19 protein-coding genes and 1 pseudogene are annotated in these 24,952 nt (G+C 55.0%); 12 read left to right on the top strand and 8 right to left on the bottom strand.

Going from position 1 to position 24,952, the window contains the following annotated elements:
• Positions 1-513: 513 nt before the first annotated feature.
• From C464_RS15920 to C464_RS17775, 7 genes and pseudogenes are all read left to right on the top strand, one after another.
• Positions 514-2,130 (top strand): transposase, encoded by a 1,617-nt coding sequence (locus tag C464_RS15920; protein ID WP_049911282.1) that lies wholly within the window; start codon positions 514-516, stop codon positions 2,128-2,130.
• 503 nt (positions 2,131-2,633) lie between these two features.
• Positions 2,634-3,935, top strand: a complete 1,302-nt coding sequence (locus C464_RS15915; RefSeq protein ID WP_006114795.1) for a hypothetical protein — start codon at positions 2,634-2,636, stop codon at positions 3,933-3,935.
• A 263-nt stretch (positions 3,936-4,198) separates the two neighbouring features.
• Positions 4,199-6,640 (top strand): annotated as a pseudogene (locus C464_RS15910) (UvrD-helicase domain-containing protein); the annotation flags it as partial.
• Between the two features lie 197 nt (positions 6,641-6,837).
• The gene (locus tag C464_RS18985) at positions 6,838-6,993 is read left to right on the top strand and encodes a hypothetical protein (protein ID WP_161781684.1); all 156 of its coding nucleotides are present in this window, start codon (positions 6,838-6,840) and stop codon (positions 6,991-6,993) included.
• 17 nt (positions 6,994-7,010) lie between these two features.
• Positions 7,011-7,457 carry a hypothetical protein gene (locus C464_RS15905; RefSeq protein WP_049911280.1) on the top strand — a complete coding sequence of 149 codons (447 nt, stop codon included), beginning with the start codon at positions 7,011-7,013 and terminating at the stop codon, positions 7,455-7,457.
• Between the two features lie 53 nt (positions 7,458-7,510).
• Positions 7,511-8,941 (top strand): lamin tail domain-containing protein, encoded by a 1,431-nt coding sequence (locus C464_RS15900; protein ID WP_049911278.1) that lies wholly within the window; start codon positions 7,511-7,513, stop codon positions 8,939-8,941.
• Positions 8,938-9,237: a DUF3006 family protein gene (locus C464_RS17775; protein ID WP_080510476.1), complete on the top strand. Its 300-nt coding sequence runs from the start codon at positions 8,938-8,940 to the stop codon at positions 9,235-9,237. The genes C464_RS15900 and C464_RS17775 overlap by 4 nt, the downstream gene beginning before the upstream one ends.
• 10 nt (positions 9,238-9,247) lie before the next feature.
• Here C464_RS17775 and C464_RS15895 read toward each other — a convergent pair whose 3' ends face one another.
• Positions 9,248-10,123: a hypothetical protein gene (locus tag C464_RS15895; protein WP_049911277.1), complete on the bottom strand. Its 876-nt coding sequence runs from the start codon at positions 10,121-10,123 to the stop codon at positions 9,248-9,250.
• A 259-nt stretch (positions 10,124-10,382) separates the two neighbouring features.
• Between C464_RS15895 and C464_RS19345 the strand changes: the two genes are divergently transcribed.
• Positions 10,383-10,535, top strand: coding sequence for a DUF7837 family putative zinc-binding protein (locus tag C464_RS19345; RefSeq protein WP_006114789.1), 153 nt, complete (start codon positions 10,383-10,385; stop codon positions 10,533-10,535).
• Positions 10,536-10,588: 53 nt separating this feature from the next.
• Positions 10,589-11,002 carry a TRAM domain-containing protein gene (locus tag C464_RS15890; RefSeq protein ID WP_006114788.1) on the top strand — a complete coding sequence of 138 codons (414 nt, stop codon included), beginning with the start codon at positions 10,589-10,591 and terminating at the stop codon, positions 11,000-11,002.
• A 226-nt stretch (positions 11,003-11,228) separates the two neighbouring features.
• Here C464_RS15890 and C464_RS15885 read toward each other — a convergent pair whose 3' ends face one another.
• On the bottom strand, positions 11,229-12,116 hold the full coding sequence (locus C464_RS15885; protein ID WP_006114787.1) for an SDR family NAD(P)-dependent oxidoreductase: 888 nt from the start codon (positions 12,114-12,116) through the stop codon (positions 11,229-11,231).
• A gap of 635 nt (positions 12,117-12,751) precedes the next feature.
• Here C464_RS15885 and C464_RS17765 point away from each other — a divergent pair.
• On the top strand, positions 12,752-13,033 hold the full coding sequence (locus C464_RS17765) for a helix-turn-helix transcriptional regulator (RefSeq protein WP_006114786.1): 282 nt from the start codon (positions 12,752-12,754) through the stop codon (positions 13,031-13,033).
• 327 nt (positions 13,034-13,360) lie between these two features.
• On the opposite strand, the gene C464_RS18665 is transcribed toward C464_RS17765, so the two are convergent.
• The 4 genes from C464_RS18665 to C464_RS15865 all read right to left on the bottom strand — a co-directional run bounded on the left by C464_RS18665 (position 13,361) and on the right by C464_RS15865 (position 16,112).
• Positions 13,361-13,705 (bottom strand): hypothetical protein, encoded by a 345-nt coding sequence (locus tag C464_RS18665; protein WP_006114785.1) that lies wholly within the window; start codon positions 13,703-13,705, stop codon positions 13,361-13,363.
• Between the two features lie 329 nt (positions 13,706-14,034).
• Positions 14,035-15,084 carry a hypothetical protein gene (locus C464_RS18210; protein WP_099046401.1) on the bottom strand — a complete coding sequence of 350 codons (1,050 nt, stop codon included), beginning with the start codon at positions 15,082-15,084 and terminating at the stop codon, positions 14,035-14,037.
• The gene (locus C464_RS19715; RefSeq protein ID WP_006114783.1) at positions 15,081-15,770 is read right to left on the bottom strand and encodes a hypothetical protein; all 690 of its coding nucleotides are present in this window, start codon (positions 15,768-15,770) and stop codon (positions 15,081-15,083) included. Before C464_RS19715 ends, C464_RS18210 begins: the two co-directional genes overlap by 4 nt.
• Positions 15,771-16,112, bottom strand: coding sequence for a DUF7344 domain-containing protein (locus C464_RS15865; RefSeq protein ID WP_006114782.1), 342 nt, complete (start codon positions 16,110-16,112; stop codon positions 15,771-15,773).
• 3,850 nt (positions 16,113-19,962) lie between these two features.
• On the opposite strand from C464_RS15865, the gene C464_RS18655 reads away from it, so the two are divergent.
• Together C464_RS18655 and C464_RS17745 are read left to right on the top strand one after the other, a co-directional pair.
• A complete protein-coding gene (locus C464_RS18655) occupies positions 19,963-20,769 on the top strand; it encodes a hypothetical protein (RefSeq protein WP_152420971.1) in 807 nt (268 codons plus the stop codon).
• Positions 20,770-21,070: 301 nt separating this feature from the next.
• The gene (locus C464_RS17745; RefSeq protein ID WP_080510474.1) at positions 21,071-21,679 is read left to right on the top strand and encodes an NUDIX hydrolase; all 609 of its coding nucleotides are present in this window, start codon (positions 21,071-21,073) and stop codon (positions 21,677-21,679) included.
• Between the two features lie 402 nt (positions 21,680-22,081).
• On the opposite strand, the gene C464_RS15855 is transcribed toward C464_RS17745, so the two are convergent.
• The gene (locus C464_RS15855; RefSeq protein WP_006114779.1) at positions 22,082-23,446 is read right to left on the bottom strand and encodes a restriction endonuclease; all 1,365 of its coding nucleotides are present in this window, start codon (positions 23,444-23,446) and stop codon (positions 22,082-22,084) included.
• A gap of 243 nt (positions 23,447-23,689) precedes the next feature.
• Positions 23,690-24,952 carry an RNA-guided endonuclease InsQ/TnpB family protein gene (locus C464_RS15850; protein ID WP_006114778.1) on the bottom strand — a complete coding sequence of 421 codons (1,263 nt, stop codon included), beginning with the start codon at positions 24,950-24,952 and terminating at the stop codon, positions 23,690-23,692.

Genomic DNA, 24,952 nt, shown 5'->3' with positions numbered 1-24,952 from the left:
CCGATGTTCACTGTCGTGTACGACTGCGAGACCGATGAGACCGAAATAACACTCAATCACGAGCACGAGGAATACAAATGGGTTTCACCTGTGGAGGCGAGAGACCGGATGCCGATTGAGCCGTTACAGATTGCTGTTGAAAGAGCGATTACACGGCACCAGTAGCAGCGTAGGCTGCCTAACGCGCGCTCTTTCACTCTCCAGAATAACCAATCTGAACTGCTGTATTCAATCTCTGTATCTCGCACGGCGCTACTGATAGACTGTGAGGATTTGGCGTCTGGAGCTGTTATGTGAATCCCCTGTACTGACCGCAACTATGTTAAAATTCATCATCTAACTAGGATTTTAACAGAACAGTCCAGCCTATTATATTTCGTCTTAACTGGGAGCAAAGCAGACCACCCCATTCGATAATTCCTCTATAGCAAGTGGTCGACTCCTAGAAAGAAATTACCAACAAGATCCCGACCCTCAGTAGTTTCATCAGTACGAGACCGATAAATATGATATATGTCGGACTGGAAATCGATAGAAGAAGCGACTCTGCTTTCCGATGCACACCTCGTTTCTGAGAAGCTCCTCGACGGGCTTCGGGCTGGTGCTCCTCTCGATCCCTTGCTCACAAGACTTGAGGGACCCTTTGATAAACTGGAAGACGAATACCCGGAATGGCATCCAAACTCATATTCGTTTCAGGGGATGCTCAAACTCTTCCTCTACCGCGAGATCTCCGGCTGGAGCTATCGGCGAATCACCCGACATCCCGAATTGGCAGAGGTATTCGGACTTGAGAATATACCCGCTGAGTCTGCCATGTCACGGGCCTGGAAGAATCGATTCAACGAAACCACTCAGAGGTTTATCACAACAGCCGCACATCGACTTATTCACGCTGTTTATGACCTCAAAATTACTACACAAAAGGTCCGATCACCAATAGAAATCGACGATGGCGAGCCAACGATTAGGGAAGATAACGAACAGAACTCCCAGTTCACGAGTAGTGAAATTCATCAGACAACGCGGCTCGCTCGCTCATACGGATTTGATTCATTTGACTCTGGGCGAGCAAGGAATACGCAATACGACGACACGCAGTTCTTCGAACTCCAGACATATATGGGAATGACTGGCTGCGGGACCGCCCAAGGCGCGTCACGGTTTCAGCGGCGACGTGGGAGCGAGAAGGGTCCACACGGGGACACGCATCTACGGACCGTAAAACAATTCTCCACAGACTCTCTCATCGAAGGATTTCATGAAGCCTCTGGACGACTACTCTCGCTTATGGGGGCCGAGTCTGGATTTCGAGAGCCCGCAACGGTCGCGATCGACATCACGAAAGTGCCCTACTATGGCCAAGTTGAAGGAATGCCGATGGTGAGCGGCGATACTGATGGAGAAGGTCATGTGTTCAAGTACGCGACCCTCACGATCGTCGGACGAAACATTCCTTTCATCCTCGAGGTAGAACCCGTTCGCGAGAGTTCAGCGTGGGACGAGAACCCATCAAATCGGATTCACAGAACGGTACGCCGGCTTATCCAGCGGGCGCGTGAACACGTCGATATCGAGATGGTCCTCTGTGACGCGGAGTTCGATTCAAAACATGTCTTTCAGACACTGTCGAACCTGAATGTGGACTACCTCATCCCGACGCGAGTCAATGCGCCTGAAAAGGAGGCCATTGAACGAATGAATGATGACGGGCAGGAGGTCGCTGTTGAGAAGAGTAGTGTCCATCTCAAGAATGGCTCCCACTCGATGCGATTCCTGTACGTTCCATCTAAGAACAGCGATGGGACAAGCGTGTTCGCAACGAACGTCGACGTCAGTCCAGCTGAGGCAAAGTCGCTCAGCCGGAGATACAGTTCGCGCTGGCAGATTGAGAGTGAATACAAATCGATCAAACACGAGTTCCTCGCTAAGACATCCTCTAAGGACTACCGCGTCAGGTTGTTCTACTTCGTGTTCGGGGCGTTATTACACAATATTTGGCGGATGACGGATTTCCTGTTGAAGGCAGAAGTTGGTGGGATCGAGGACGGAGTTTTCGATTGCCCTCCAGTTCTGACAGCCGGAGAGACAACCGAGCTGGTCTCGTCGGCACTTCTCCCGTACGGGTAGTGCTTAGCTGAGCACCAGATTCTCGTGGCGGCTATGAGTGGCAACGCCGTCACTTCAGGCACAATTTCGGTCGTTTCTCCGTGTACTCTCCAGATCTTCTTGAAGATCTCAGACTGCCAGAAGGTGAATTGCTTTGAGAGTCTTTCTTCAAGCCCTTCAATCCCGGAAAACAGTCTATTTCTGGCCATCCTCCGAAACGGTGGAACATCAGCGAGCCTGATTGTATATAGCGACATGGTATTTATTAGTATTGCCAACCGGAGCATATCGGCTCTCACGCCTGAAATCCGAAGATAATCTCTAAGTATCAGCAATAGGGCGGCAATTTAGTTACTTTGTCTTATCTGAGTAAGACAGGGTAAACTCTTAGTGACCCCCACCCGTGGCCACAACTGAGTCAATTCCAGAATTATGGCCAGCCCTTCCTTCAATGTCCGTTCCAGCCGGCTCGCCGGTGCTAGAGCGGCGTTTCGACTATCCAATCCCTACACCCAGCGAGTTCAATGACGGGTCGCCGCTCCGTGGAAACCCCGATCGACGACACATTTAGCAAATACCTCACGGACAAGGGGAAAGGCGACGTCGGCGAGCAAGGGGCGTATCGAACTGATGCCGAGCGGGAGCTCCGACGTTTCCATCGGTGGTGTCTCGGTCAGACAGCTGACCCGGCGAACGCCTCGCCGCCGGAGTCCTGGGCGGGCGTCGTCGACGGGGATACCGTTCGGTTCGAGGACCTCGACACGACGGTCTTCTCAGACTACGCCCGCTACCTCTCGACGTCTGGGTACGCTGCTGGGACCGTCCTCACCTATTACGCACATATCGCGTCGTGGTGTGGATGGTCGCACGCACAAGGGTATATTCCACGCCACTACGCTAGGGAGTCGGACGCCGAGGATCCGCTCCCCGAGAACGATGGCCGGCGACCAGGTGACCAGCAGTCGTGGGAACCAATCCACCGCGACCTGATCACGCAGTTCGTCGACCGCCGTGTTTCCGAGGCGTTCGACGCGCTCGGCGCGATCGATGTTCCCCAAGCCGAACACGGTGATCCGGAAAGCGAAATCTGGCAGACCAAACAACGGGCCCGGTTCGATGCCTACCAACGCTGTCGTGAGCAAGCACTCGTGTACGTCGTCGCTTATACGGGCCTGCGCGGCTCGGAGTTCCTTTCGGCCCCGAAAGAGGACCGTGAGGGCCGCAACGGGATTCGATGGCGTGACGTGTCGTTCGCGGACAGCAGCGTGACGGTATTCCGGAAAGGTCGCGAGTGGAAGGAGGCCTCCCTCCCTGAGCCTGTGATTACGCCGCTGCGTCGGTACGCTGAGGTGCTGGATGTCCCGAAGTCGTGGCCAGTGTTTACGACACTACACCGGCCATCGCTCGCTTCACACGTCACTGAGGGCCTTGCCGAATGCGGTCTTGATGACGACGCGATCGAGCGCATTCGTGGTGCGGTTCCCGACCTAGTCGTCGCCGCCGAACACGACCTGACTGCGCCGAAACCACTCACCACCGAGGGGGCCCGCTCGATCATGGACCGGCTATGGAATCATGAGAGCCTAGTGGAGCGACGGGACGAACTGGACCTCACACTCGATGGTAACTACCTCGAGCTCCACGGTGGGCGTCGGGGTGTCGGGGAGGTTCTTGTTCGGCAGTTCGGCTACGCCGCTGCAGCCCGGTATCTCGACAATAGTGAAGAACAGGTCCGAGAGGCGTACCAGCACATCGAGGCGGCTGAACGCGCAGACATGGCGACTGAGGCGTTCTCACAGACCGATCAGCGGGTAAATGATCGGTAGCGCTCACAAGGCATTAATCCGTAACATCTCCTCAGTAGTTGCGCTGAATACCAAAGGACGGAGTTAGTGCTGTGGGTGGTTCCTTTCTACATATCTTCTGAACCAACTGACAGAATCTGGCCCCTTATTGACCAGAAACGGTGTGAACGACCAGAAGAAGCATGTAATAATAAACATACTGGCAGTCCAAGCATTGGTGGCTGGGTTGCTCTGTTGAAACCAATAGATCGTGATACGTTCTCTCTAAGTCTGCTCAGTACAGCCAGTTCGTCGACTCACACCCTGAGTACAACGAGTTCTTCACAGCGATCTCAGAAACGACAGAACTGCTCGATCTCATTAAAGAGCTGTCTGCGAAGGGTGTATTTCCCACCGCAACCGGCTGGTACCGCGACGGCGAGTCACACCTCGACGGTGACTTCGCAGCGTTTGAGACGCTGTTCGCCTACATAAATGAAACTCGAAACGGTGGCAGCAAGCAGTCGAAGCTCCGAAAGAAGCTCAACGACTACGGGAAGGAGAAAACCTACCTCCCAGACGCCCCTGAACAATGGGAGCTTCGGGGGGACGGCAAGCAGATCCGAGCGGACGTCGCAAAACGCGTCTTCGAGGACGATCGAACAGTACTCAAGCAGTTCGTCCATGACGTTTATCACGCCTATCTTGAGTTTGCGCTTCGACGGAATTACCTGAACTTCGGGTTCCTTCAGCTGTTCGCGTTCGTCCTGCTGTGTGAAAACCACGACCTCCGGGAACGGCTAGGATACGAGTACGTGATGGTCGATGAGTTTCAGGACTCGAGTGAGATCCAGTTCAATCTCATGCTTCTTCTGGCCGGCACAGATAACATCTGTGTGGTCGGTGACTGGAAGCAGAGTATCTATAGCTTCCAATACGCCGACGTCGACAACATCCGTGAGTTCGATAATCGACTCCATCGGTTCGTCGATGAACTCAACCGAGACGCACAGCGAATCGCCTTCTCGCCGTCGAGGGCTGCCGACAAACGACTGACGCGAAACTATCGGTCGACACAGTCTATCTTGGATTTTTCCACACATGTGCTGACGGCGCGTGCGACGAAAAGCGAGTCGCTAGATACTGAAGCAATCTCTGAGGAGGTCACACCATTAGAGGCTGACACAGACCATGACGAGAGCCGTATCGAGGCGCTCACGAGCGAGAACGAACACGAGGCGATCCTCGAGAAAATTGACAACATCGTCGACAATGACGACTACGCCGTTGAGGGTGACGACGGCGAGTACCACGCGCCGAAATACGGCGATATCGCCGTATTGACCCGGACTCGCGATTTCGGCCGGGACCTACTCGACACGGCAAACGCGTACGACCTCCCGATGGCGTATGAAGGTGGCATTGAGGTGTTCCGAACGGACGCCGCAAAGCTACTGTTAGCGTGGCTTCGGATCCTCGAACGTAACGCCGATCGTGGCTGGGCGCTCGTCTTAGAGGAGGCCGGATACACGATCGACGAGGTGAAGGCGATCATCGACCGCGACGCGTACCCTGACGCGATGGTTACCTTCTGCGAAGAGCTCCGAGAGATGGAGACATTCGGGGGTGTCGCCCGTCGTGTGTTCGATCGGTACGATCGGAGTGGCCCAACTGCGGATGTCGTTCTCGACACTATTCAGTCAGTGTATTCGACGACAACGTTCACCCGTGGAGAACTGATTCAGTTCATCGAAGCGGCGATCGAAGATGGCAGTACTCACGAGGTAGACGCTGGTGCGGGGACGAATGCGGTGACTGTTCAGACAATCCACGCGACGAAAGGACTCGAATACCCGATCGTCATCCTTGCGAATATGAACACGAACAAGTTCCCATCGACAGGTGGTGGTGGAAGCGATATTGCGTACACCGATCCGATCGGACTCCGACACCGAAAGGTGTACTCTGTAGAGGCCCACGATGTTCCACACGTCTACGACAACTGGCAGACAGACGTTCTCAACAAGTGTCTCCCACCAAACTACGATGAGGAACGCCGACTCCTCTACGTCGCTATTACGCGCGCTGAGAGCCACGTTATTTTGGCCGGCGGAGAGGATCCGAATGTGTTCCTCGATGAAGTTCCCGTTGACATCGAACCAGTTGATCCAGATCTGTCGACCTTCGAACCGATAGAGGACGAGCATTCACCGTTTACGGTTGATATTCCGGAGCCAGATGGGCCGGCACGCTACTCTCCTCATACGTTCATTGACGAAGCGGTATTCGAAGGGGACACCGGTGGTCGAGGGATGGAGTTTGGCTCGGAAGTTCACGAGTTCGCAGAGCGGTATGTACTCGGTGAGGCTGTCGACACCGACGGCAATCATGATAAGGAGAATGTGAAGGAACTCTTAGATTCACTTGACGGTAAAACGAAAGCCGAAATCGACGCGTTTCTTCCGTTGACTGTCGATGACAAGGAGGTGACGATCGGTGGGATTATCGACTTACTCCATATTACGCCTGACCAGATAGATATCATCGACTACAAAACTGACCTCACAACCCACGCCGAAAACGAGTACGAGAAACAGCTCAGTATTTACTACCACGTCGTTGCCGACCAATACCCAGATCGAGAAGTTACTGCCTCAATCTTCTACACCAATGATGGTGACCAGCGCGGGATCACCCATCTCAGCAAATCCGATCTCAGAGAGATGGTTCGAACACACCGTGTATGACCTCTGCTGTACAGATCTAAAACTTCTGAACATATCTTATTGTGTCACATCAAAAAAACTCTAAAATGAGTCTAAATAGCTTATAGACGCCTAAGAATACAGTATGATATCATGGTGGTTTCTCATCTAGACAGATCTTCCTAGGAAGATCTGTCTAGACGTAGATTTATAACCTTGCCGGAATAACTTTGGGTGTAATGAGTAACGTTCCGACACGCAAGAACGACGGCGAGCCGGAAGTTGAAGAGGCCTGTGAGCCGCGCGTTCCAGTCGGTGTGTTACGTGGAATCCGAGATCTTGAAAACGGTGATACGGCAACTAAAGACGATCTCGAATCTGCCCTTAATTTCTAAATTACAGCCTTCTCTTTGTGAGCTACGTTCCGTTATCGGACGATGAGACAAGAGTCATTTTCACCTCAGAAGCGAGATCGAACTTGACCGGCTTAGAGGGCAGTGAGCAGCAGGCTATTCTGAAAAAGATCCTATCAGTCCTCCAAAGTGAAAGCCCGCCAAGTTCTTTTGTCCGTGAGGAGATACAAAATATAGACATTATTGCCATTAGCTCGCAGATCCGCCTGTACTCCAAGGTTGTCGAACGTATCCCGAGAGGGAACGCTGAGTTCGACATCTTGTATATATTTTATATTGACGATGATCACGACTACGAACAACGTGATCTTGCGACCTACTCACATGAGGCGCAGGCAAAGACGGAGAGCCTGACTTCGCTTGAAACTGTGCTTGACGTTCAAGAGTACTTTGAGGAAATGAATGCACTTGATGAAGGCGATATCCAAGATCTACTGGACGCATGAACCGCTTCGACAAATTCGCGTAGCTTTACACCCAACTAGTATCGACTGTGGCCATGGAGTCGCCACAGAAACTCACTACTCTTCTCATCATCGCTGGGATGGTTGTCCTCGCTGGATGTACCGGCGTGGTACCAGGCGATCCAGCTCCGGCTGATCCGGAGCCGGCCAACGGATCGTCAGCTGTCACCACAAACGGGAGTATTGTGGTCCACTACATCAACGTCGGCCAATCGGTCAGTACGCTCATTACGAGTCCAACCGGTGAGACGATGCTTGTCGATACGGGCCACTATAACGACGACGGCGAGCACGTACTCGCGTATCTCCAACGTCACGACATCTCGCGGATCGATCACCTCGTAACATCCCACAGTGACGCGGACCACATCGGTGGAAGCGCTGCGATCATCGAGTACTACGAAACGGAAGCCGACGGGATCGGCGCGGTGTACGACCCCGGTATCGCGTCGAGTACACAAACTTACGCCGAGTATCTCGACGCGATCGAAGCACACGACGTGACACTGTACGAAACGCGAGAAGGCGACAGGATCGACTTTGGCGATGTCGACGTCGATGTCCTCGGCCCACCGGATCCGTACCTCGAAAATGAAGATCGCAACGAGAACAGCATTGTCCTCAAGCTCACCCACGGCGAAACGAGCTTTCTGCTCTCAGGCGATGCCGAAGACGATCAGGAAGCATACCTTGTCGACGAATACGGGTCAGAGCTGGAGTCGACAATTCTGAAAGCCGGCCACCACGGCTCTGCGAGCTCGTCAAGTGGAGCGTTTCTTGATGCGGTCGATCCGCAAGCAGTCGTTATTTCGAGCGCGTACGATTCCCAGTACGGACATCCCCACGAGGAGGTCCTCCAACGACTCGCTGAGCGATCACTCCCAGGGTATTGGACCGCAACACACGGCAACATCATCTTGACCAGTGACGGACAGAACATTACCGTCCAAACCCAGCGAGACGCCCCGACTGATCCGAGTACGCTCCGTGAGGGCGATCCGATCGACGTTGGAGCGCCTGACGCTGTTAGTGACCGTGCCCGCATAGAGAGTGATGGGACAACCAGTATCGACACTGGTAGCGACGACACCCCCGATGACACGGACAGCGAGACAGATGAGACGACAGCTGAAGCCGGCCTGGCAGTCGCTGAAATCCACGCGGACGCGGCTGGTGATGACCGAGACAACCTCAATGACGAATACGTCGTCCTCGAGAACACCGGTAACGAGACGCTGGAGTTGTCTGGCTGGACAATAGAAGACGAAGCAGGCCAGAGGTATACTGTTCCCGAGGGGTTCAAGCTTGCTGCCGGTGAATCAGTAACAATTCATACAGGCAGTGGAACGAGTACAACTACTGAGTTGTACTGGGGTTCAGGTTCGCCGATTTGGAACAACGATGGGGATACCGTGATCGTCAGTACTCCTAACGGGGAGCGCGTGCTAGAGGAGACTTATTCATGACCGATCTAGTTGCCCTTGACGACGGCGAATACACAGCCGTTGTGGACTCGATCGAAGATGGGTTAGCCACCGTATTTTTCGAACGAGACGGCGAGGAGGTAGGGAATGCCGTCTTGGAAGCTGATCGGCTCCCTGAGGATGGGAAACATGCTGATGCGATCCTCACAGTCACTGTTGTCGACGGCGACCTAGGTACAACGCAGTATGAACCTGAGCAAACCACGAAGCGATCAGAGACAGCACAGAACCGATTTGATCGGCTCTCAAAACGACCGCCGTCAGAAGACGACTGGTAGGACCCTCAGGTTACGTCACAAGGCGGTTGCCCGGTTTCTCAGTCGATCGCTGGCCGACGTATTCCGCGATGAACACGAGTACAGTAACGATCATGCCGGTCGCAAACCCTGTTCCATGAGCGATTACGCTGACAAATCGCCCCGTTTCATCCAGTTGGACTTGGAATAACTGCGAAAGGAGTACGACCACTACTACACAGCCAACTACGATAGGCAGGAGTCCATCACGCTGTGACCAGGCCCATGCCCGCCACGTCGGTATTTTAGGTCTGTTTCTGCCAATCCAGATTCCGATCGCGAAGGCTACAATCGTACAAAGGACGACAGCTACCGACGGAGGCAACACGGCAGACGTTATTGCGAGCGCTGAGAGCGCTCCGAGGACAATTGTTCCCGTCGTCGCCACGCCGGCGTCGTAGCCATACCTCGCGGTCACTGTACATGCGAGTGAGACGTACAGCAATCCACCGAACGCACTCACGACCCCGGAAAACCCGCGTGCCGTCGTCGCGTCCGCAACGAGATTCCACTGAAGCCTCAACAGCCAGTAATCCACGAGCTTTGTCACTAGCGGCGCGAGCACGAGACACCCGACTACAGCGAACCAGAACGGACGTTGACGCTCCCACGGCATGGAGAGTGCGTACGCCGATGCCATCACGATCGCGTACCACGTTACGCTGGACGCTAGATGTGACGCGCTATCGTGAAGGAGGGCTGCGGTCCACGCCGAGACAAGCGTGGGCTCGCCGTACGTGAACAGGAACTGCGAGCGGAGTGGTTCGGGGAGGAAGAAATGAACAACGATGAGAACACCAGCAACCCCGGAGAGTAGGGCAATCTCCACTGTTTGGGTTGGTGTTAGGGCCTCTCGTCGTCGAGACATTCACGCTGGGTTGTCTAGAAGCAAATAAAAGGGAACAGATCGGTCCACTCGTGAGGAGTTCGAATCTTTGGAAGTTGGGTGACGATCGAGCACAATCTTAACCAACAAAGTAGAGAAAGTATGTTGGTTAATCAGACTAGTGGACTACATCCACCGGAAATCCAGTGTGTGGCCCACAAAGCCGCCAAAATCTTAGGTTCATGAGCAGCAGATATCCAGTTGGAAGGAACACTGTCACACGCTCCTTCCACCCCTTTCCATGAACGCTGACGAATCGTCCCTCGGTCGGTGTCCGAAATGTGGTGAGGACATGTCCAAAGCATGGATCCTCGTTGAGTACGAGAAGGACGACGGCACAGAGGGCGTGTGGAGCGAGTGTCCGGCGTGTGAGAACGTTGTAGCGCCGGAGTAGGGAGACAGCAGAGTAATGTGTGGTTCGCCGCGTATGTGGTGTACGGTCTATAAATGAAGATTTCAGATCAACTTCAGTGTCTGTTCTCAGGGAAAATCGAGGAGCGGAACGGGTCATATGTGATTGAGATACCGGAGCAAGAGCTCCGCCTGGGCGATCTAGAGGCGGACGAAACGTACCGTGTTGCTGTGTTGCCGTCACCCACCACCAGCGAAACCAACACTACTGACGCCGATCCACAGCCCGAACAACCGTCACAGACGTCCCCTGTCGAGGAAGGAGAACAACGCACTGTCGAAATCGAAGACATTGGTGACCAAGGGGACGGCATCACCCGTGTTGAGCGCGGGTTCGTCGTTATTGTTCCCGACACCAAACAGAGTGAGCGTGTCACTATCGAGATCACCGATGTCCGCGAGAATGTCGCCTTCGCGGAAGTTGTCGACCGCGTTAGCTACTACGAGTAATTTACAGCGTTCATTCTCTTCGGCTGAGGACGGGGTCCGGGTGAGCGATACAGGAGATTCACTTATGTTGTTCCGTGGGGTTTGAGATTGCTCTCGGCGAGATAGGACACTTCACACAGGACGAGGAATGAGTACAACTACAGAGTTGTACTAAGCCTCTATCTCTCCGATATACACCAATAACGGAGATACCGTGATCATCACTGATGCTACCGGTGAAAGCATCTTAGTTGGTCCGAGGCGTTGGCCAGTCAGGTGGAATGCCGACCAGCTCAGCACTCATTTCCCAGAGCCGCCGTCGCACCACCTGGTTCGTCGCATCGGATGCGGGATCTGCGGGACCATCGCTGCCGACGTATTGGCCACTTACAGAGCCATACTGAGGGTCCACAAGAAGTGTTTGGAGGCGATCGGCGGCTGCCTGCTTTGAGGTGGCGACACCCGGCACCAGCCCAGCGATCCGAACCAGCAGCCGCGTTCGGAGCGGCGCATCGCGAAACAAGTCCGTCGACGGAATGAATCCCGGATGGACGCAGTTGACTGTGACCGCAGAGTCATCTGGAAGTCGGTCATCAAGTTCGATCGTAAAGGCGATGTTCGCCAGCTTTGAGCGGGCGTACGCGTCGAGTGAGTCGGACCCGTCCATCAGCTGTAGATCGTCGAGATCGAGTGTCGCCCGCCGGTGGATGTCGGAAGCGGTGACGACAACACGCGGATCGGGTGCGTCACAGAAATGGTCGAGTAATTCGTATGTTAGGAGGTAGGGAGCCAAGTGGTTCACCGCGAGCGTGAGCTCGATTCCGTCTGGACTTTCACGCCGTGAGCCGGCCGAGAGTCCGGCGTTGTGAGCGAGGACGTCGATCTGGTCGTACTCGCGTTCCACCGTTGCTGCGAGGGACCGGACGGTGGATTGAGAGGCGAGGTCAGCCTGATGGAACGCAATCGTTCCGGCAAGATCCTTAGATCGTTCTACGAGAGTGGCCCCTTTCGACTCGTCGCGGCCGACAACTGCGACGGTCGCACCCCGTTTTGCGAGGTCAAGTGCTGCCACCCGTCCGAACCCGCTTGTTCCCCCGGTAAGAAGGATCGTGCGGGCGGAGAGATCGTCGGCCATACCCTGTTTCGACGCCGACGATCCAAAAGCGCAAGGAGCACGTACGCAATGCCAATCACGCGGACAACGTCGGTGAGGTACTCGTTCACTCCACCGATTCCGGGTTCCCGTACACGAGTGGCCTTACGATTTACACGTACAGTCGCGGGGTGAAAACCGAGACAGTACCAACGATTCCGGTGGCATTCATCAGCAACGCGTAGAGGCGGTCATCACGGAGCGCAGCGAGCGTGAGCACTACTCTTTTCGCCCGAATCAGAGGACCAAACCACGAATGGGCGGTGTTTTCCTCATGGTTCTAGACCACAATCGCCTCGAGTAGGTTCACGATCCGGTCTAGAACGAACATCGTAAGAACGCCGTGTGCGCTGAGAAACTGCCGTAGCATACGCGTCCTTCGCTTTAACGATGCTTTAGAGTCGGTACTGGCGGGATAGATATCTCCCATTATCACAGCGGGCTGTGAAGGATCTCAACCAACAAAAATAGGGATTAATGATAGGTGTTGGTTAATTCGAATATTGTGGTCGCCTGAGTTACTACTTCAGAATGTTCGATGATGGCTGTGAAATAGTCATCATAATATCATCTCGAAAATCAGTAGTATTTCAAAACCTGAATACGTAAGAGAGGGTATGTATGATCTCACAGGCTTTCAGCGCGACTTGCTGTACGTAATTGCCGGTCTGGATGACCCACACGGGCTCGCAATCAAAGACGAACTCGAGGACTACTACGAAAAAGAGATCCACCATGGTCGGCTCTATCCAAATCTCGACACGCTCGTTGAGAAGGGACTTGTCGAGAAAAGCCAGCGTGATCGACGAACTAACGAGTACACGACTACCCGTCGAGGCACCAGAGAGATCGAGGCGCGAGTTGAATGGGAAGCTGAGTATATCGACCACGGTGCCTGACTGTACTGCTGTACTTGCGAACAGTTCTATCCCGAAAATTGACAGAAACCCCCGTGAGCTCCACTCTGCTCTGTTGAATCCGCAGAATGCGTCGGGATCGGGTCACTCTGTACTCGGTTCAGGAGCGCTGCCGAGAGAATTCAGAGACGGATTCTTGATAGAGAAGGAAAAGATCGAGATCGCTGTGTGGATCGATCCAACTCCTCAACGAAGAAAAGTGAGATAACCGCGCCTTCAGAGATCACGACCCCCGTGCCGTCATTGGATTCAACAGAGTACTCCACTCAGAATTTCTGGTATCTGGACTATTTAGTCAAAGAGACAGCGCTACAGTATCGATTCCAGTCGATCTTCCCACCCTTCCTCACTATAATCATCATCCGGAGAATTTTCGAACAGCCGTACCACAGCATCAATCGATTCAAGTCTGTGTTTGAGTTCCGTTGCGCGATCTAGGTCGACGTAGTAAGTATTCTCAGAATGGCAGATGAGCTGGTGTTCGAGTAGGAACTCCATCGTTTCGGGAATGTCTCCCTCCCTAACACTCGTCTGCTCGACGATGTTACGTGATGTAAAACGCTCACCGCTGTTCTTGACGAGAAAGCTGAGGACAGTATGCTCGTCAGTATCCGGAAGCACTGGAAACGGTGTGTAGTTACTGGATTCACTCATAATTAGTTGAGTTTCACACTAGGGCTCGCCAATCTTCGGCCACTTCTCTGTAGAGTGGATAGCCACTAAGTCCTCCCGCTTGATTGTTGAGTACCATATCTCAGTTGTTTACCGACTTTCCTGGGAAAGAGAGGAGCGTGTGACACCACTTAGAGTTGGACTGCCCTCGGTGGGAACGAAGCTTACTCCGACTCCTCAGCACTATCTGACTAGCCGTCCATGTTATATCTCAGGTGGATAGAGTGAAAGTGAACTGTTCATATTATTGATTTTATTCAGTGGGGTCGGGTTACCCGAACACGGCCCGTTGGACGGCGACACTCCCATGATTAATGACCAGCAGCAGGGTGTCTGTTATCATCCCGGTTACTCTCGATCGGCTCGTAGCTAGCGTCGTTTCCGACTGGCTTGAACCCGGGGACGTAGCTGAAACGTTTCCCTGGCTCGCTGCGGAACATCAACGGCAGCGACCCTCGATCACCGCGAGCGCGATACTGTGGTCGCCACTCCCGGAGTTCCATCGTCGGCTTGGCTACTCGCGCTGCGGGTAGTTCCGCACGCTCAAGATCTTTGAGTTCAAGTACCCGCACCTCCAGTTCACGCGCCAGTTTCTCGGTTCGGGGTGTCAGCTCGGTCGTGTGACAGAGCACTGGCATTGCCCGGCAGGCAAACGCCACTGTACACAACCGGAAGAGTTTCCACGGCGTGATCGTGTCGGCTGTCCAGTCTTTACACTGGGCAACGATCCAGTCACTTGGTTCATGCTCGTACGTTTTGCGTTTCGCAACGACATCGACTTCCAGACTGAACAGGTGTTGGCGAGTCGCAGCACGATATCCCCACCGTCTAAGCGCTCGCTGGAGTTGGTACTCAAGCCATCGGCCGTCAGCATCACCACGGCCGCCGACGTGTGGGTCGACATCGGTGAGACTGATATGCTCCCACTCGTCAATTACGGGGCTCTCTGAAGCGATCTCTGGGAGAATGTCTCGAAGCGCCGTCACGTGTTCAAGTGCCGTTGTGAACTTCGAGTCGGGTGCATCATCATAATGAGACGCGTCTGGCAGTCCTGTTTGAGAGGCGTTGATCAGCCAGCACAGCTGCTGTTCAATATGGGCAACAGCGTCACCGTAGTCTTCACAGGAATCCGTTGTCTGCTCAGCCTGTGCCTCTACATCGTGGTCGACATCCGGAAGCAGACGTTTGGCCTCCGTGATGGGCTGGGCCGCCAAGTACAGGAGTCGGCCGGCGAACATCCGCTGGTCAGTAGTGAGCGTGTGGTCGGATTCAATTGTCTCGCGGATCGATTCGAGCGTCGACGTAAGCGACACGAGGTGTTCGTCGAACTCCTCTGGGAGGGAAGGCACGTCTGCCGTCATTGTGAGAGTGGACTTTGGGTGAAGTGCTGTCGCGTGAGCGGTGTCTCTGAAAGCGACTGGAGCGCCGGCTGGCCCTGCTGTTGGAGGTGGTGTTGGAGCTCGTTTGTGGTGACCCTGAACCACCGAGTGCTGTCGAGTTCGCGATACCGGAGTTCGTCCGCAACAGCAGCAACGACTCCCCGCTCGGTCGTCGCTGTCGCAGTGAAGACGAGGACATCTGGGTCTGGGTTCATCCAGCTTCCACGAATCCGAGTCACCAACGCGTCAACCGTCAGTGGATCGACAGGGCTCGGATAGTGCGGTGCTACTGCGGCGCTGATTGCGACGTCGCTGACGCTGGTACGACGACAGACACGCCAGCCGGAGCCATTCCATTCGAACTCGCGCTGTGTCCAGCTGGTGCCGTCGCTATCAGGATCCAGTACAAGCCGGCGTGGCGGAGTACTGCCCGGATCCCACTGGAGGACACACGACCCAGACTCGGGAAGTGTGTTGTCCGCTGTTCGGTGCTGGTGTGCGAACAGTGCGGCATCGATCTGTGACCGCGCTCGCCGGAGTGTAGCGATTGGATCGCTGTCCGATACCGACCCAGCCGCTTCATCCGCAGCAACTGCTTCAAGCAGTCGGTGGAAGCCAGCATCAACGTCCCGCAGCGTTGAAACTGCGTGCTGGTGGGTGTCTGACATTTACGAGCCCTCCATGTCTGGCTGGTAGCAGGCTGTCTGTAGCCGGCGGATATACTCCGCGAGCGGTTCAGTCGCAGCTGTCGCAGTCACTGTCTGTGACCGGTCGTCATGCTCGACAGCACCGATTTCATCGAGTGTCTCAAGATGTGATTGGGTCAGGGCGATGTAGACCGAGGTCCGCTCGTCACTCCCTACCTTGCTGGGGTCAATCGCATTCTCGATGGCCGCAATCTCGACCGCGAGGTCGTCGGCGGCGACCTCACCATGAGAGCGTGAGAGAGACAACAAGACGCGGCGACGACGACTGTTTGCGATCGCGTCGAACGCCGTGTCAGGATCCATCGGGATAGCGAGCGACGCCGCCTCATCCTTGGGAGTGGGCACTCAGATCACCTCTGTTGTGGGTGTTGCCCCATGGCCACGGTGTCTCAACCGTCTGGTAGCGTCATCGGCGTCTCGATGTTTGTTGGTGCTGTCACGTCGCCACGGTCGGGACTTCGTGAGCAGTTGGAGTAATCGATCAGCAGGAGTCCCGATGTCGTTGCTGGTAGTTCCTTCATCACGCTGGATTAGAGGCGATACGACTTGGCGAGTCAGTGGGCCATTTTGCGGAGCCCTGCTTTGAGAGGCAGAGTTATGACTCGTGGCCCTGATATGGCGGCATGCTGTCATCGGTGTGGCAGCACGATTCCTCCGGCGTCCTAGCGCCGGGGGAGTTCTCATGAATCGTGCTAGTGTTGTATAGGAGCGACTGTGTGTTTTATATGGGTGTCACAATCTACAGACACCCTGTCTATGGCTTTGAGGGCTTGTACCCTCCATATTTGAGTTCAATCTTAATTACCTCTTAATCACACTCCACTTCCATTGGTAGTTAAAAATAATCTACTCTCAGCTGACGCTAGGCTCACAACTATCGAGGATTGACGTCCTCCTCGCACTGAAGCGCGAGTCTCTCTCCTCGATTCTCCGTAAGTCTGAGTTGCTTCACGGGCTTTCTCCAGTTTCACAGAGATCCAGTAAGCTGCTTGCCGGGACTAGCGGGCCTCCGTTCGAGACTACTGCGAACCATTCTGTCTTGTCTGCCGACCTCGGCTACTCCCCGCCCCCGCGCCGCCATCTGGCCCCGCCCTGTTCGTCCCCACTGGCTCCGCCCCGGACGGATCGCCCACGGCAACATGCGGGGACCAATCTCTCTCGCCCCTCCCACACTCCTTCACTCTCCACTCCTTCCACTCGTCTCTCCCGCCCCACCGCCGTTGTCCAACGCGGAGCCATCGCTGTGCGTCTCCCGGTGCCGTTCTATTCGCCGGTCTGGTGTCGCCGTCGCGGTGTTGTCTCATCGCGTCTTCCGAGCTGTCCTCATCGACGTCAACCTCGCCTCTGTCTTGTCGCCCCCACTCTGCTCTCCCCCTCGCGTCGTCGCCCCCGCACTTGTTGTGTCCCGCTGTCGTCGTCCCCACCCCTCCCTGCTCGCATCGGCCTCACCTCCGCACTGCCGTCGCCGCCGCACCCACCTCGACTCTCGTGTCGTCGCCGCCGCTCCAGCCCCACCCTCGCATCGTCGCTGTCGTCTCGCAGTGTCGACGTCGTCGCTGTCCTCCCCCGCCCCCGCCGCTCGCATCGCGATGTCGATTCGGGGTGTCGTCGCTCGCCCGCCCCTGTTCTTCCGCCGCCGTCGCCGCGCTGCTGGTTCTGTTCGTCGGTGCCCCGCTCGGTTCGTCCTCTGGTGTCGCCGATTGCTCATCGGTCGTCGGTGCCTGTCGGTCGGTGGTGTGTCCGTTTCGTTGCCTCAGGTGGATCGCCTCCAGTTGCTGGTGGTGTGTCTTCGTCCGCCAGTCGTTGGGCGTCGGTCCTCATTCATCGTCGGTCAGCTGTCGGTCTCGTTTGCTGGTCGGTGCGTTTCGCTTGCTGGTCTCTGACGCCGTCCGCGTTACAACTCGAAAGAGGGGTGTGTCGGTTCGTTCGGTTCGCCTGTTGTTCTTCGATGCCCCTCGGCCCCGGATCGTCGACGTCGATTGCTCCTTCGGTAATCCCAGTCGTCGTGTCTCGCCGTCGGTTGTTGGTGTCTTCTCTCCCCCGCTCGTTCGGTAGCCGTTTCCTGCGCCGATCACCCCTGCCAGTTTCCCCGTGCCCGCCAGGGTTCCGTCCACTATCATATCCTTGATAGACACTGTTCCGTTTGTCGTCCGTCTCCCCCGCTTTTCCCCGTCCGCTGCTCGGCTCCGCCCAGACTCTCTCACTACGTGGCCATCTACTGAAGTTCAACTCCCTGAACCCTAATTGTGTGAATTCGGCTGAACGTGTGAGGCGAAAACAGATTCTTTTAGAGAGTCTCTAAAGCACTCTAATTCTATGGCTGAACGTGAGAGGGTCATTCGGTGGGTGCTGAGCTAAACACAAACCCCCTGAATCAGCACGCCATCTGGTAATTAGCCAAAATGACATACCAAACACATAATTAAACATAGAAGCCCCCAAATCGGCTGCCGTCTGGTAATTACGCGAAAATAGAGAGGTGATTTGGCGCTAAACACGAGGCCCCCGCAATCCCGCTGCCTTCTGGTAATTACAGTACTAAACACAAACCCCCCAAATCGCCACGCAGTCTGGTAATTATGATTGTCTGTCGTTCGTCATCGCCTCTGGAGTGTCGCTAAACACGAACCCCCCACAATCCTGCTGCCGTCTGGTAATTACAGTACTAAACATAGACCCCCCCAATCAGCACGCTGTCTGGTAATTATGATTGTCCGCCGTCCCCCATCGCCATTGGGGTGTCGCTAAACACGAACCCCCCGCAATCCTGCCGCTGTCTGGTAATTACGGTACTAAACATAGACACCCTGAATCAGCACGCCATCTGGTAATAAGCACTGTCAGATCATCGACTTAACCATACAGATTGTGATAGGTGTCGGAATGGCCGGTCGAAATTAGCCTCAAAATTGTGGCTCTGATAGGTGAATCGAGAGGGCGTGAGAATTCAAAATGAGCTGTTGGCGGACTGGGCTCGCGGATGGTAGGCGTGCGTGACTGTTCTCGCTCAAGTTCTGCTCGTATTTCGCCTCAGGTCGGCTTCGGTTTGTCCCTAGGTCGGCTTCCGTTCGTCTCGGCGTCGGCTTCCGTTCGTCTCGGCGTCGGCTTCCGATCGTCTCGGGGTCGGCTCCCGATCGTCTCGGGGTCGGCTTTGGATTCCCCGCTCCAGTTCTCCGCTAAGCGGGGGGTCTGCGGGGCGGTGGGTGACGCCTTGGAATTGACTACGAACGACCGCCGCGTTGACTGGGATGCGTCGATCGTAGCCTCCGAGAGGAGCATGTTGTTGTTCGCAGGTCAGCTCAGCGTTGGGCAGGAATGGCGCTTCGGGAGTTTGCGATAGTGTTTGGAACAGTTCGTTCTCAGCGTTCCGCTGGGATTGCGTCGGGACTGTGTGTGGAATCGTGTCGGCAACTACTGGCTCCGCTGGTGGTCCGCGTCGTGGCTGCGTCTGTCGTAGCTGTCTTGTTCAGTGGTGCGTCGGGAGGTGTCGTCTGGTCGTACAGGTCGTGTCGAGGTGGCGTTTGTGTCGTCGCGAGGTCCGAAGACTCGTGGCTCCGGTTACAATCTGATCGGTGTCGTGGGGGCGTCCAGGTAGACCAAGCGTCTCGACGAGAGTCGTTTCGACCGGGAACGGCGCAGTGAATCGTTTCGCATTGTGGCGCTGAGGAGATACAACAAGTGTCATCACAGCTGCGTGTTGCTCCTGTGCCGGCGCTGTGTGTGTCCTGGTAGAGCCGGTAGGCGTTGCTGTCGGAGGTCGGCTGGACGGTGACAAAAGAAGTGTGAACCTCTGGGCTTGCGCCTGCTTGCGGTGCTGTTCCGACGGGGTGGAGCGGTCCTACCTACGACTCGACAGTCACAGCCTCGTCGTCAAAGGTGTCGTCAGCCATCACCGAGACCCCGCCTTCTTGATCGAGATCGATCAAAACGCCACCGCCGACTTGGTCACTGCCGACATCTTCGTCTGGCTCTGTTGAAATCCTCAGCAAGTGATGTATTCAGACTCGGTTGTAGTCAATACAGGGAATTCACGAATCACTCGGTGTACGCTGTATGGTACTCAGTGTCGGGGGTAATTGGTAATCTTTAGACAAGACACTTACCAATTCCTGAGTTTCTTCAGTTAGTGACTTCCCATAGCCGCCGTGCGGTATTGGCCACTCTCACCAGTGTAGGCCTTGCCGGCTGTACTACGCTTGGTGACTCGCAACCACCAAACGAAGACGAACTCCCAGATCAGTGCCCCACCTCGCGTGATTTGGATGTACCGTGGCCACGAGATCTCGATCCAGGTCTTGTGAGAGGATTCATTACAGGATATGAAGACCTGAAAGAGTTTATCACAGCCTACGAAGAAGCGTACCTGGTTGAAAAAAGCACCCAATCACCGTATCAGTCTGCTAATTTTAACGTAAACGTGGATCGATACATCAAGAGAGTTGTTGGCGGTTTTCTACTGACCGTCAGTCACACTGGGTCGGTCAAAAATCAATCCCATCTCCTACTACGGGCATTTAAAACTGATTCTGAGGGAATCCCAAAGGATGGGTTGAGTGTCGATAAGAGTGATGTACCTGATGGTCTTGAGCCCATACCAATTAACGAGGTTCAAGATCAAAAAACCCGAGAAATCTTAAAATCGGCCGCAAAATCAGGAGATAGAACAGATACTGCCAGCCCTCCGGGACAATTCTACGACTTGGTTAATAACCGTTCACCGAATGCTTCACTCAGTGATGAGGGTCGGTCAGGAGTATATTCGGATCTGCCAGCAGTGTATTTTGATGTAAATGGGACAGTTGTTCTTGTATTTATACTGATGAAACAAGGTTCTGTGGGTGATATTTTTGAACCAGTATCTGTCCAATATTATGTCTCAGAGTACGTTATCCGGCGAACTGAGGACGAAAGCAAATCACCCCGAGATGGAACGGTGGTTGAGTGTCGGCTCCCAGAGTGAATGTGGATACCAATTTGATTTCCTCGAGACACGATCAATTCACACTCAGGGTAGCACGGCTGTTTCAGTAGATCGGGAACGAAATGAACACTGTCGTCGTACTGTCTGGACCCTCTATATCGATCACACTGGTACTGGCAGACAATCGGGAGTTCACCGAGACGCTGCTGAATAGAGTGCGCGAGTGTTGTACTGGGCTGATTTAGTCCCAAGCCGATGATTTGGTACAGCAGCCTCCAAGTACAAAGTCCGGTTGTCCAGATCGTGTGGATTTATTCTCATCACGGAATTCTCTCCGTATATGACCGGCTCTCNTACAGCAGCCTCCAAGTACAAAGTCCGGTTGTCCAGATCGTGTGGATTTATTCTCATCACGGAATTCTCTCCGTATATGACCGGCTCTCCTGCTCAAGAAGAGTCGAATTTCCGTGGGCACGTGACGCAGAAAGCAGTTGTATTTAAAAGGGGGGATGACATCCTTCTGGTCCGTCCAGATAACGAAGGTCCGTGGTCGATTCCCGGTGGCCGTGTTCAGGACGGTGAAGACGCTGATGTAGCACTCGAACGCGAACTCCGCGAGGAAACAGGCCTTGCCGTCCGTGTCGGCCAACCAGTTCACGCGATGACCGGCGTTTGGTTTACTGGTGACGGTGAGCCGATGTTCACTGTCGTGTACGACTGCGAGACCGATGAGACCGAAATAACACTCAATCACGAGCACGAGGAATACAAATGGGTTTCACCNCCGATGTTCACTGTCGTGTACGACTGCGAGACCGATGAGACCGAAATAACACTCAATCACGAGCACGAGGAATACAAATGGGTTTCACCCGTGAAGGCGAGAGACCGGATGCCGATTGAGCCGTTACAGATTGCTGTTGAAAGAGCGATTACACGGCACCAGTAGCAGTGGTGGCTGCCTGACGCGCGTTCTTTCACTCTCCAGAACTATCCAATCTGAACCGCTGTATTCAACCTCTGTATCTCGCACGGCGTTGCTGACAAACTGTGTAGAAATTAGATTCTGTCACCGTTACGTGGATCCTCTGTACTGACCACAGTCGGTTAGAATGTATCACTTCCTGAGAATTTCAACAGAGCCATAGAAGCGATTTGTGAAGTACTCGGAACCGATGTTGACGAAACGGAGCACTGTCAACATCGTGAATGCGCCGATCCATCCGGGCGCACGTCGGTATCGCAGAGTCAATAGAGGCAGCCAACGACTCTACTTTCCTGAAATCAGATCTCCAAGTGATTGCTGACGAAGTCGGAGCTTCGTTCGAATAACCCTGCGTACCATCCCAGTCTATATGATGCCGCCGATGACGAGTAGTCCCACAACAAGCAGCAGCGTCGTGACCACGCTTCCCGCGGCCAGTAACTTGTTCTCCATCACTTTCTGGTGGAACGGCATCCTGGCGTACTCCTCGCGGAACGCCTCGAGATTCTGGTCGTCGTAGAAGTACTTCGTCTTCAGCGCGAACCGCTCAGTGACCGCACACCCCGTACAGACCGGTTCTCCTTCCAGCCGTTCCGTTTTGATGTGGCTGTCACAGGCAATGGCCCCACAGTTGGGACAGTACGTGTATGTCTCGTCGACGCTGGTCGTGTCACAGTGAACGCATCGATGGATACCGTCCTCGGCAGTCACTCGTGACGGGCCTGCCGCGTAGTACTCGTAGGGGTAGGTGTACTCTTGGAGATCGGTCGTCTGTCGAACCTCGGGGAGATACACCGACTCGATCGATTGGACAGAGATATCCGAGCGGTTCGGCTCACACGTCTTGTTGTACGTGACGTTGTTGTCGCCGGTGTAGGTCACCGTCGTCGTGTGGTGTTGCTGGAGCCGCTCGACGGCCCACTCTTTGTACTCGGTTTGGGTCTGTCCGAAACGGCGCTCCTCAACGTCGTCGAACACCTCCCCAAACTGTTCTGGATCGATGTCAATCGTCGTATGAAGATTTTCGATAACCAGTGTCGCGACATCCTCGTCAATGACCTGTAGGTGCCCACGGTCAGCGTGAACCACAAACTGCGTCCGATCGTTGATTTGGTGGATGATGCCGACAGATGTCTCAAAGACGGCGTTCGTATCGGCAGTAACCGCGACTACCGGACGGAACGCCACCGCCGCATGCGGTTCTGGGAGGTCGCCAGCCTCGATGTTCTCGATGTCGCGGAACGCTTCTTGGACGGGTGCGTCGACATCCGCCGCCACGTCGTACGGCCGAAGCGTCTCGTCGCAGAGGATCTCGATGCGGCCGTTGTAGAGGTCAAGTCCGATCTCGTCGGCGATCTCTCGGAGGTCCTCGCCGTCGAGCAGCTCGATGGGATACGGGTCGTCGTTCTGCTGGAGTCGGTTTGCGTACTCCTGAGCAGGGTTCGTGAATCGGCCGGTCGTGACGACCATGCCGCGTTTTGGGCCATCGAAGTCGAATGTCGCGATCGCCGAATGGAGCTTCTGGACGACTGGTCGCCCGACCGTCCCTGTGTGCTTACACTCAACGACGATCGCACGCCGTGTTCCGTCGACGACCTCCTCCATCATGACGTCCCGTCCCTCGTCAGCTGTCTTCTCAGCCTGGCGGACATTCTCGTAGCCGAGGTTGCGGAAAACATCTTCTATCAGGTCCTCGAACTCGAACCCCGAGAGGTCGTCCAATACGGCCATTTGAAGATGGACAGACAGTATCTTGCTATGACTAAATACGTTGCTGACGTTGCTAGCAAGACTGCGACGACATGAGTGTTGCTGGATTATATTTTTCAGTAGACAGAAATCATTACGGAAAATTGAGGAGAAAGCCCCGTGCTTTAGCGCGGGGATGAATCCGACACTATCCCCCACGAACCACCGCCGGTGACATCCTCCTCGCCGTGAACGGCGAGGCTTCCCACGCATGAGGAATACCAGTCAGCCGTCGCTGGTAGAGGGTTCCAACTCTCGGAACGCCGTGAGCGTCATCTGCGAGGGTGTCTCGCTCGTCTCACGGTGAGTCGTGGCAGTGTCACTACTGCTCCCATCCCGAGGCGAGTCATCGCGTTCCGCCTTGTCAAGCGGAACGCTCTCTCCCCACGGGTCAACCCGCCGTGCGATGTTCGCGGAAGCGTTGATGTCGGCCTGAAACGTCGACACGTGGCACTCATCGTACGGACACCGGAACTCAGCTTGAGAGTCCCGCCGGCCGATACGGTGGCACGAGTGGCACGTCTGCGAGGTGTATGCCGGATTCACGAACTCAACCGGGATGCCTGCTTCCGTCGCCTTGTCCTCGATGCGCCCTTGGAGCCGGGCGAACGCCCACGAGTGAAGCCGACGGTTCATGTACTTCCCGTAGTCGAGTCGTTCGCGGATGTACGTCAAATTCTCCATCACCAACACCGGGTTCTCGAACTGCGTGGCGTACTCGACGGCTTCCCGAGACGCCTTCTCCACGATGTCGGTGAGAGCGTTTTGGTAGTGGTCGAACCGTTCGCCGGCACGCCACTCCGAAGCGTCGCGCTCTTGGAGTCGTTTCAGGGTCGTGTGCATCTCTTTGCGGAGATGCTTCGCGTTGCTTCCGCTACGCACGAACGGGTCAGTCGGAGAACCGTTCTTAAGGGCACAGCCCGTGATAAGGGCGGTTTCTCCGATGTCTAAGCCGATGTGCGTGGCGTCACCGTCTGTCGTTGGTTCTTCGACCGGGTACTCGACGGTGACGTGTAGTACCCAGTTTTGCCGGTGCTGTTGAAGCCGTATCTCGCCTGCTTTCGCGTCCTCGGATACGAGGTCGTGCCAGAGGTCTTCCTGTTCGGGGTTGATACGGAGCGGTATCCAGAAGTTCGTCCCCCGACCGGGGCGTGGGACCCACCACGTGAACTCGTAGTTGCGTTCCTCGGAATGGTCAAACTTCGCGGCTTGGTTCGTAAGCCGTATGGGGTGTTTGTCGTCCAACTCTTTCGCGTTGTACGTCTTGCGGAGTTTCGGGACGTAGTTACAGAGTGCGGCTTTAGCTTGATACGGCAGGTCGTAGGGTGTCACGATGTCGCTCACCGCCGACATGGTACTCGCCCCGGCGTCGAACGCTTCTTGTAGACCGTCACGGTATGTTTCGAGCAGGTCGTTGAGTTTCGCCTGCTTGTGCGCGGTGGGTGGCGCAAACGTCGCCTGTAACGTCTTCGTGACGATCGTGGACAT

This window comes from Halorubrum coriense DSM 10284, assembly GCF_000337035.1.
Classification (GTDB): Archaea; Halobacteriota; Halobacteria; order Halobacteriales; family Haloferacaceae; genus Halorubrum; species Halorubrum coriense.
The sequence above is the reverse complement of the archived record's forward strand: the minus strand, read 5'-3'. Positions and strand labels throughout refer to the sequence as shown.

What these genes read in the sequence shown, in the direction of transcription:
- C464_RS15920 (WP_049911282.1), top strand. Translation starts at nt 514, where the DNA reads ATGTCGGACTGGAAATCGATAGAAGAAGCGACTCTGCTTTCCGATGCA.
- C464_RS15915 (WP_006114795.1), top strand. Translation starts at nt 2,634, where the DNA reads ATGACGGGTCGCCGCTCCGTGGAAACCCCGATCGACGACACATTTAGC.
- C464_RS18985 (WP_161781684.1), top strand. Translation starts at nt 6,838, where the DNA reads ATGAGTAACGTTCCGACACGCAAGAACGACGGCGAGCCGGAAGTTGAA.
- C464_RS15900 (WP_049911278.1), top strand. Translation starts at nt 7,511, where the DNA reads ATGGAGTCGCCACAGAAACTCACTACTCTTCTCATCATCGCTGGGATG.
- C464_RS17775 (WP_080510476.1), top strand. Translation starts at nt 8,938, where the DNA reads ATGACCGATCTAGTTGCCCTTGACGACGGCGAATACACAGCCGTTGTG.
- C464_RS15895 (WP_049911277.1), bottom strand. Translation starts at nt 10,123, where the DNA reads ATGTCTCGACGACGAGAGGCCCTAACACCAACCCAAACAGTGGAGATT.
- C464_RS19345 (WP_006114789.1), top strand. Translation starts at nt 10,383, where the DNA reads ATGAACGCTGACGAATCGTCCCTCGGTCGGTGTCCGAAATGTGGTGAG.
- C464_RS15890 (WP_006114788.1), top strand. Translation starts at nt 10,589, where the DNA reads ATGAAGATTTCAGATCAACTTCAGTGTCTGTTCTCAGGGAAAATCGAG.
- C464_RS15885 (WP_006114787.1), bottom strand. Translation starts at nt 12,116, where the DNA reads ATGGCCGACGATCTCTCCGCCCGCACGATCCTTCTTACCGGGGGAACA.
- C464_RS17765 (WP_006114786.1), top strand. Translation starts at nt 12,752, where the DNA reads ATGTATGATCTCACAGGCTTTCAGCGCGACTTGCTGTACGTAATTGCC.
- C464_RS18665 (WP_006114785.1), bottom strand. Translation starts at nt 13,705, where the DNA reads ATGAGTGAATCCAGTAACTACACACCGTTTCCAGTGCTTCCGGATACT.
- C464_RS18210 (WP_099046401.1), bottom strand. Translation starts at nt 15,084, where the DNA reads ATGACGGCAGACGTGCCTTCCCTCCCAGAGGAGTTCGACGAACACCTC.
- C464_RS19715 (WP_006114783.1), bottom strand. Translation starts at nt 15,770, where the DNA reads ATGTCAGACACCCACCAGCACGCAGTTTCAACGCTGCGGGACGTTGAT.
- C464_RS15865 (WP_006114782.1), bottom strand. Translation starts at nt 16,112, where the DNA reads ATGGATCCTGACACGGCGTTCGACGCGATCGCAAACAGTCGTCGTCGC.
- C464_RS15855 (WP_006114779.1), bottom strand. Translation starts at nt 23,446, where the DNA reads ATGGCCGTATTGGACGACCTCTCGGGGTTCGAGTTCGAGGACCTGATA.
- C464_RS15850 (WP_006114778.1), bottom strand. Translation starts at nt 24,952, where the DNA reads ATGTCCACGATCGTCACGAAGACGTTACAGGCGACGTTTGCGCCACCC.